Annotated in this window: 7 protein-coding genes and 2 pseudogenes; 5 read left to right on the forward strand and 4 right to left on the reverse strand. The window is 41.3% G+C overall.

All coding sequences use genetic code 11. From position 1 onward, the window contains the following. Positions 1–315, forward strand: a pseudogene (locus tag ACLR96_RS09620) (M18 family aminopeptidase); the annotation flags it as partial. Positions 316–336: 21 nt separating this feature from the next. Next, positions 337–807 (forward strand): GNAT family N-acetyltransferase, encoded by a 471-nt coding sequence (locus ACLR96_RS09625; RefSeq protein WP_177267650.1) that lies wholly within the window; start codon positions 337–339, stop codon positions 805–807. Between the two features lie 47 nt (positions 808–854). Here the strand turns inward: ACLR96_RS09625 and fucO are convergent, their stop codons facing one another. Beyond that, on the reverse strand, positions 855–2,003 hold the full coding sequence (gene fucO, locus ACLR96_RS09630) for a lactaldehyde reductase (RefSeq protein ID WP_177270502.1): 1,149 nt from the start codon (positions 2,001–2,003) through the stop codon (positions 855–857). Between the two features lie 164 nt (positions 2,004–2,167). Between fucO and ACLR96_RS09635 the strand changes: the two genes are divergently transcribed. The 3 genes from ACLR96_RS09635 (at position 2,168) to ACLR96_RS09645 (ending at position 5,535) form a co-directional block, all read left to right on the forward strand. Further along, positions 2,168–3,874 carry an aminopeptidase P family protein gene (locus ACLR96_RS09635; protein WP_177270500.1) on the forward strand — a complete coding sequence of 569 codons (1,707 nt, stop codon included), beginning with the start codon at positions 2,168–2,170 and terminating at the stop codon, positions 3,872–3,874. Between the two features lie 12 nt (positions 3,875–3,886). Next, positions 3,887–4,687: an SDR family NAD(P)-dependent oxidoreductase gene (locus ACLR96_RS09640; RefSeq protein ID WP_177270498.1), complete on the forward strand. Its 801-nt coding sequence runs from the start codon at positions 3,887–3,889 to the stop codon at positions 4,685–4,687. An 86-nt stretch (positions 4,688–4,773) separates the two neighbouring features. After that, complete coding sequence (locus ACLR96_RS09645) at positions 4,774–5,535, forward strand: IclR family transcriptional regulator (protein WP_177270497.1); 762 nt, start codon at positions 4,774–4,776, stop codon at positions 5,533–5,535. A 62-nt stretch (positions 5,536–5,597) separates the two neighbouring features. On the opposite strand, the gene ACLR96_RS09650 is transcribed toward ACLR96_RS09645, so the two are convergent. The 3 genes and pseudogenes from ACLR96_RS09650 to ACLR96_RS09660 form a co-directional block, all read right to left on the reverse strand. Then, positions 5,598–7,031, reverse strand: coding sequence for an aldehyde dehydrogenase family protein (locus tag ACLR96_RS09650; protein WP_177270495.1), 1,434 nt, complete (start codon positions 7,029–7,031; stop codon positions 5,598–5,600). Between the two features lie 45 nt (positions 7,032–7,076). Then, positions 7,077–8,243, reverse strand: a complete 1,167-nt coding sequence (locus ACLR96_RS09655; protein WP_177270493.1) for an FIST N-terminal domain-containing protein — start codon at positions 8,241–8,243, stop codon at positions 7,077–7,079. A 151-nt stretch (positions 8,244–8,394) separates the two neighbouring features. Continuing rightward, positions 8,395–8,747: pseudogene (locus ACLR96_RS09660) on the reverse strand (hypothetical protein); the annotation flags it as partial.

An 8,747-nucleotide genomic window follows, 5' to 3' on the forward strand; every position in this document is an offset into this window, starting at 1 on the left:
AATCAGAAATATACGACAGATGCCTTCAGCCGCGCAGTATTTTCTGATATCTGTCATGCAGCCGGTGTACCTGTACAGTCATTTGCAAATCGCAGCGACAGTGCGGGAGGTTCGACTCTGGGGAATTTGTCAAATATTCAGGTCAGTGTCAATGCAGTGGATATGGGGCTGGCGCAGTTGGCTATGCATTCCAGTTACGAAACTGCCGGTACGCTGGATACACAATATGCGATAGAGGCATTGACCCGATTTTATGATACTGATATACGAATAGAAAGAGATAAGGCTCAGTTTATATATAATAAAAACCGATGAAGAATTGATGGAGGAAAATATATGTTAGAGTTTCGTTATGCAGAGAGAAAAGATACAGAGCTGATCCTGAAGTTTATTCATGAACTGGCAGAATATGAGAATTTGTCTGATCAGGTGGTTGCAACAGCAGAGCTTCTTGAAGAGTGGATTTTTGATAAGAAAAAAGCGGAAGTTATATTAGCTGTTGAAGATGGGAAAGACGTAGGGTTTGCATTGTTTTTTCATAATTTCTCAACGTTTCTCGGAAGAGCGGGAATCTATCTCGAGGATTTATATATAATGCCTAAATACAGAGGAAAAGGATATGGGAAGGCATTGCTGAAAGAGCTGGCATCCACAGCCCTAAAAAGAGGGTGTGGGAGGCTGGACTGGAGCTGCCTTGACTGGAATCAACCGAGTATAGATTTCTATCTATCTGTGGGCGCACAGCCTCTGGAAGACTGGACGGTATACAGATTGTCAGGAGAATCTCTTAGGGAAATGGGAAGTTGATATAGGAATAAAAAAAGCTGCCGTATTTTACGGCAGCTTTTTATGAATTAATTCATTATTTTTCTGAACAGTGTTTTAAAATCTTCTATATCAGCATCTTTGGGATTGCCGGGGGCACATGCGTCAGCTTTTGCAGATTCGGCCAGCATAGGAAGATCCTCTTCTTTAAGGGCTTCCAGTTTTGCAGGGATACCTACATCTTCTGACAAATGGCGAACAGCCTCGATAGCAGCTTTGCGGTATTGATCCGATGTCATATTGTCAACATTTTCCACACCCATGGCGCGAGCGATTTCGCGGTATTTTTCACCTGTACATTCTTGATTGTATTCCATTACGATGGGCAGCATCATAGCGCAGGCTACTCCGTGAGGTGTATCATAGACAGCTCCGAGGGTATGAGCCATAGAATGAGCAATTCCAAGTCCTACGTTGGAGAAACCCATTCCTGCGATATACTCTCCAAGGGCCATTCCTTCACGCCCTTCATCTGTGTTTTCCACTGCTCCTCTGAGCGATCTGGAAATAAGCTCAATGGCTTTGAGATGAAACATATCACTCATTTCCCAGGCTCCTTTGGTAGTGTAGCCTTCAATGGCGTGTGTGAGAGCATCCATTCCTGTAGCGGCAGTGAGTCCTTTTGGCATAGAACGCATCATGTCCGGATCGACGATAGCTATGATAGGTATATCGTGAGGATCTACACATACAAATTTGCGTTTCTTTTCGACATCTGTTATAACGTAGTTGATAGTGACTTCTGCAGCTGTACCGGCAGTAGTCGGTATAGCAATGATAGGTACACAAGGATTTTTTGTAGGGGCTACACCTTCCAGACTTCTGACATCTGCAAACTCGGGATTGTTAATGATGATGCCGATGGCCTTTGCTGTATCAATGGGAGAACCCCCTCCCAGAGCGATGATGTAATCAGCTTCCGCAGCTTTAAAGGCTTCGACACCTTTCTTGACATTTTCTATAGTAGGATTTGCTTTTATTTCACAAAAGATTTCATACGGTAAATTATTATCATCCAGGAGTTCTTTGATTTTAGCAGCGGAATCTGATTTAGCCACATGAGGGCCTGAACAGATTAAGGCCTTTTTGAAGCCTCGTGACTTTACTTCGGCAGCTATTTCATTTACGGCACCGCTGCCATGATAAGATGTCTGATTTAGCATTATTCTGTTTGACATTGATAAATCCTCCGTTTCTTTTATATTTGTTAATTAATACATACATTTTAAGTCCAAATTGAAGAGAAGTCAATAATTCTATTAGCCTATGAAGTGAATATAAACCGTTGGAATTAGGGTAAAACTATGATAACATACCCATATGCAGAAAGGAATAATAGCTTATGCGAAAACAACTTACAGCTTTGAGAAGAAAGATGAAAGAAAGAGGCATAGATATCTATATAATACCAACGACAGATTATCATGGCTCTGAATATGTCAATGATTATTTTAAATGCAGAGAATATATATCCGGATTTACGGGTTCTGCAGGAACTTTGATAGTAAAACAGGATTTTGCCGGTATGTGGACAGACGGCAGATATTTTCTGCAGGCTCGTCAGCAGCTTGAAGGCAGTGGCATAACCTTAATGGCAATAGGAGAAAGAGGTGTGCCAAGTATTTGTGAATATCTGTCTCAGATGCCTTCGGGAAGTGTCGTGGGATTTGACGGGAGAATAGTAAGCAGTAAGCTGGGAGAAAGCCTTGAGGGAAATTACAATATAGTTTATGATATAGATCTTGTGGAGGAAATCTGGGAAGACAGACCGGATGTTGTACCGTCAAAGATATACAGTCTGCCGCCGGAAGTTACAGGGGAATCATCTGAATCTAAGCTTGTGCGAGTGAGAGAGCAGATGGGAAGTTCTGATTTTTTTCTGGTAAGCCGTCTGGAGGATATTGCATGGCTTTATAATTTGCGGGGACGTGATATTGAGCATACTCCGGTATTTTATGCGTTTGCGCTTATTTCAAAAAACAGTGAGACTCTTTATGTCATGGACGAAGAATATATTATGTCATCTGAAAAGGGTGTCAGACCATATAAGGACGTATTCAGCGATATGGAAAAGCTGCGAAACTGTGCTGTTATTCTTGATGAGGATTCTGTATCTTATGCAGTCAGTAAATGTTTTCATTCTTCTGTTGAACGTATTTTACGAAAAAGCCCTGTAGAAAGACTTAAAGCTGTTAAAAATAAAAACGAAATAAGTGCTACAAAAAATGCTCATATCAGAGATGGAGCAGTCATGATCAGATTTCTTTATTGGCTTAAAAACAGTATAGGTACAGAAAAAATTACTGAGATTTCTCTGGCAGATAAACTTGAGAAGCTGAGAAGGGAACAGGGGGCTTATGATTTGAGTTTTGACACGATAGCGGGATATGAGGAGCATGGAGCTGTTATTCATTATTCTGCCACTGAAGAAAGCAACGCCGTTTTACGGGAAGGTGGTTTTATTTTGATTGATTCCGGAGGTCAGTATGAAGACGGAACGACAGATATTACAAGGACCATAGCTCTGGGAAATGTGGATGATGAGCGTAAAAGAAATTATACAGCTGTGCTGAAGGGGCATATAGCGCTTGCAACAGCTCAGTTTACAGAGGACACTACAGGAGCCGATCTGGATCTGTTGGCAAGAAAACCTCTAAGAGAAGTAGGGCTTGATTTTAAACATGGAACAGGTCATGGTGTGGGGCATATGCTGTCGGTTCATGAAGGTCCTAATAATATCAGCCCAAGGTCAGCCGAAAGTCATATAATACCGGGAATGATAACAAGTGATGAGCCGGGGGTTTATTTAGAAGGAGAATACGGTATCCGGATTGAAAATGAGCTTCTCTGTATAGAAAAAGACGGAAAATATGTTTTTGAAACGATAACTTTATGCCCATATGAGCGGGATGCTATAGATATTTCTATGCTTACGGAAGATGAAATACGATATATAAATCGTTATCATGCTTTCGTGGAGGAAACGTTGTCTCCGCTGCTTGATGAGCCTGAGAGGGTGTGGCTGAAACGACAGTGCAAAGATATATAGGAGGTATTTTATATGAAGCAGTTTATAGAATTTAACGGAAAAGTATGCCTTGTTACAGGAGCGGGCAGTGATAACGGAATAGGGTTTTGGACTGCGAAATTATTAGGAGAGCTTGGCGGAAAGGTAATAATAGTATCCACTACAGACCGTATCATAAAGCGACAGGCAGAACTGACGAATATGGGTATAGATGCTAAAGGTATGGTGGCTGATCTGATGGACAGGACTGCCGTTAGAAATCTTATATCTTATATCATAAAACAACATGGGAAAATAGATGTTCTTGTAAATAATGCAGGGATGGTGCAAACCGGAGTTCGTGAAGAAGAATTCGACCATTTTGAGGATATTTCATATGAGAGTTGGGACAGGGATATATCGAGAAATCTCGATATACCTTTTAATGTAACAAAAGAGGTATTGCCTTATATGAAGAAGAATAGATATGGAAGGATTGTCAATACTTCTTCGGTGACAGGACCTCTTGTGAGCAATCCAGGGGAAGCCTCCTATTCAGCGGCAAAGGCCGCTATAATCGGAATGAGCAAAGCTATCGCCATAGAAACCGGAGCGTGTAATGTTACAATAAACAATGTTCTTCCCGGATGGATACAAACATCTTCTCAGACGGAAGGAGAGTATCAGGGAGGATTTAATACGCCTATGAAGAGAAGCGGTACTGCCGAAGAAGTAGCGTCCATGATAGTATTTTTATGTTCTGAAAGGGCTTCTTATATAACAGGTCAGGAGTTTGTCGTAGACGGAGGCAATACGATACAGGAATACAAGGGAGCGCCTCAGTTTTACTATTGATAATTATCATGAAAAAAGTGACAAAAAAACTAAGTGCAACTGGACTAATTTACTGATATAATACCTTTTAAAGGGAGGTATATCGGATGGCAGATGATAAAGGTGTGCAGTCAGTGGAAAGAGCGCTGGATATAATAGAAACAGTGGCTTCAGCACAGGAAGGAAAAAGTCTTACAGAGATCGCGGCAATAACAGGACTTCATAAAAGTACTGTTTACAGGCTGATAATGACTTTGCTGAATCGTAATTACCTTGATAAAATGGAAGATGGCAATTATAAACTGGGTGAAAAACTTATAGAAAATGTCAGTTATTATATAAATGATCTGGAGCTGCAGACGGAGGCAAGGCCATATGTGGCAGAGATAAGCACACATCTGGGGATGGCAGCTTTTCTCGGGGTTCTTGACGGGAATAAAGTTGTTTATCTTGAAAAGATGAATGTTGCTTCGGCAAGGTTATATTTTCAAATAGGAACAAAAGTCAGCGCATATTGTTCTGCTATTGGAAAATGTTTGCTTTCCAATTATTCAAATGAGCAGCTCAACGATGTGATGGCTGACTGCAGTTTTATAAAATTCACTCCCAATACGATTTCAGATATGGGAAACCTTCGCAATGAGATTGCAAAAGTTCGAAGACAGGGCTGGGCGATATCAGATGAAGAGTATGAAATGGGGCATAGGTGCATAGGAGCACCCATATATGATTACAGAGGCGAAATAATAGCAGCAGTAAGTGCCAGCGGTGATAAACATGTGCTTACAGATGATCGAATTCAAGAAGTAGCTGAATATATGGTCAAAGCAGCAGGAGGTATTTCTGAAAAAATGGGGTATTTGGGATAAAATAATAAAAGAGAGGAAGTCATCTGACCTCCTCTCTTTTATTATTTTGTGATTGTTGCAAATCAGTCTACTATATTCTTGAGAACAATGTTCTTTACTCTCGTCATTTCATCAAATGTGGACATAACACCTTCTGTCCCTATGCCGCTGTGTTTCCAACCTCCAAATGGCATCTCGAATGACCTGAAGAAACTTGCTCCGTTTATAACTGCGCCGCCTGATTCCATAGCTTTAGCTATATTGAAGGCACGTTTTTGGTCTGATGAGAATACGCAGCTGGAGAGGCCGAATATAGAACTATTGGCTATTTCTATAGCTTCTTCATCACTGTCAAAACCTATGATAGGAACTACAGGCCCGAAGATTTCCATATCTTTTGCGACATCTGCTGTTTTAGGTACATCTACAATAACTGTAGGTTCATAAAAGGCTCCGTTTCTCTTACCTCCTAAGATTATTTTACCGCCTTGTTCCACAGTTTTATTGACTTCTTTCTCGACTTTAATGGCAGCTTTTTCGCTGATAAGGCATGCTATCTGGGTATTTTCATCTTTAGGGTCGCCAACTTTAAGCTGTTTGATTCTTTCTACTGCTTTTTTGGCGAATTCGTCTTTCAATGAATTGTGAACAAGGAATCTTTTGCTTGCACAGCATACTTGCCCTGTGTTGTACATTCTGCCCCAGATCATTTCTTCGACAGCAAGGTCGACATCACCGTCATCAAGCAGTATGAAAGCATCGTTTCCGCCAAGTTCAAGAGCCGTATGGGTAAGAGTTTTTGCAGCTAATTCAGCTGTTGAGATGCCTACTTCTGTACTGCCTGTAAGTGTAACGAGATGTACCCTTGGGTCAGCTACTGCTATACTCTTTACTGCACCCGGAGCTGTGACGCACTGGATGACTCCGTCAGGAACACCGGCTTCCACCAGCATTTCTGTAAGTCTCATAAGGGTAAGCGGATTATCGGATGAAGGCAATACTATTGCGGCGTTTCCCATCATAAGAGCCGGAGCTACTTTCTGGTCATAAAGATCGCAAGGGAAATTAAATGGAATTATGCAAGCGATGACACCTATAGGTTCTCTTGTTACAAGCTGGATATGTTTATCCTGTCCGGGTTCTGTACCTGCAGGAATTATTTTTCCGTAATAGTGTTTAGCATGTTCAATAAATCCTGAGAAGCCTATCTGTATATTGCCGATTTCGGCACGCGCCTCTGTTATAGGCTTACCGTTTTCAGCGCACAGTGTTTGAGCCAGAGATTCCTCGTTTGCTTTGACTATATCAAGAAACCTGTAAAGAACGTCAGCTCTTTTTGAGATAGGGACTTCAGCCCAGATCTTTTGTCCTATGACAGCTGCTGATACAGCTTTTTCAACATCTTCTGCCGTAGCTTTAGGAACTGTGTCGATGACTTCACCTGTAGCAGGTGCAATAACGTCAAAAGTTGCTCCGCTCAGACTGTCTGCTTTTTTACCGTTTATGATCATTTTCATGTTGATTTCTCCTTTCAATTATCTGTTGATTTTTTCTGAGAATGCTTATTTTCCAAAGGCAGTGAAGGATAACATCAGCCCTCCGCATGTGTTATTGCCGTCATCTTCATAACCATATTCACCAAAGGTGAATTCCATGATGAACGGAATTCCATCTGCATGAGCTTTCACCTGATCGTATACTTCATTGATCCTGCTGTCTATGCCGGCTCTTCGTCCTCCGCAGTGAACCAGATGGAGTGCGGCGATAGAACCGTTCATTTTTTTCTTTAGATCTTCCAGAGTTTTTCCTACGGATTCGATGATTTCATCAACTGTCGCTTCCATCAGGACTACTGCTGTTCCTACTGCAAGATTATTTCCTATAGCCATTGAGCCGTCGTCATTTCCATTCATAGGATGTCTGATGGCTGCAAGATCTCCCAGACGGTCTTTGACTGCCAGAGGATGGCATATTGCGTAAGAAAGAAGGTTTCCGCCGGCTACATCTTCGGCGCTGGCTCCTGTCCATTCACGATATTGATCCAATGCCGGTTTTCCATCGATCTCTGTCAGAGTTCTGTCTCCGCATATTTTTGTGATTACTCCGGCTTTATCAGTTTCGTTATATGCGCCGGTAAACTTATTGGCAAAAGGTTTATCAGTATAGAAGAAAGCAACGGAAACTCCTTCAGCAGTAACCATTTCATCGGTATAAAGAAGCCATTCGCCTGTTATAGTATTGTCGGCTGCTGTACCCCCGAAGAAAGGAACACGGCCGATGACTTCTGTGATTCCTTTTAGATAATATTCCTCTTCACCGGAAGGCGCTGACATATAGAAATAAGCGGGAGCTTCAGTTTTGCCTGCCGCTTTTAATGCTTTTTCGGCAAGTTTATGTCCTGTTTCTCTGGCAGTTCCTTCTTTAGGCATTCCTGCGACACCTACTGTAAGATCTTTGTCTGACATAGACATGATTCCGACGAAACCGTCATCTCCCGAGATAAAACCTTCCGGTGTAACTACTCCTGTGAAAGATGTATTCCCGATGAGAGGTACCCCCGGAAGTTCATCTGATATAGCTTTTAATAATTCTTTCTGATTATATTGCACTCCGCTGTATACGAATGCCACTTTCATATCTGAGAGGTCTGCTTTTACCTGCGCTGCCGCTTCTTTACCTGCTGCTGCTGCATTTGGGTTAATGCTTTTTCCTGTTTTTACATTTAACATTTTGATTTCCTCCTTGATTATAATTTTATTTGTATCTTTAAAAAGAATACTGTTTTATTTTCTGAAGTTATGATAGTTCCGAAAACTTTTTTAGTCAATAGCAGCGGTTTTACAATACAAAAACGCTGTTTCATAATATGAAACAGCGTTTTCAGATAGAATATTCGTATTCGAATGAGGCTTTAGAGGTTTCAAAATTCAAAAGAGTGTGTTCGTTTTTTTGAAAATAATAGTATGCTCTGCATGAAGCGCTTTCGTGGATTGTTCTGTTCATCAGACCGCAGGAGGGAGCTGAGAGAGGATGTGAATTTTTATCAAGCAGCTTTGCGGAGAATGTCATGTTTCTTTGAGTTATTATGATTTCTCCGTTTTTTATTTTTGATGCTTTGGCGCCGAGATAGGTGGCTAAACGATATTCTTTTCCGTTTAAGTGAATAACAGCAATGATACCTGTGAATTCATAATTTCCCAAAGGTATAGATGCAACACTGAGCATAAGGGAAC

Source organism: Lentihominibacter sp. (assembly GCF_046951855.1).
Taxonomy (GTDB): Bacteria; Bacillota; Clostridia; order Peptostreptococcales; family Anaerovoracaceae; genus Lentihominibacter; species Lentihominibacter hominis.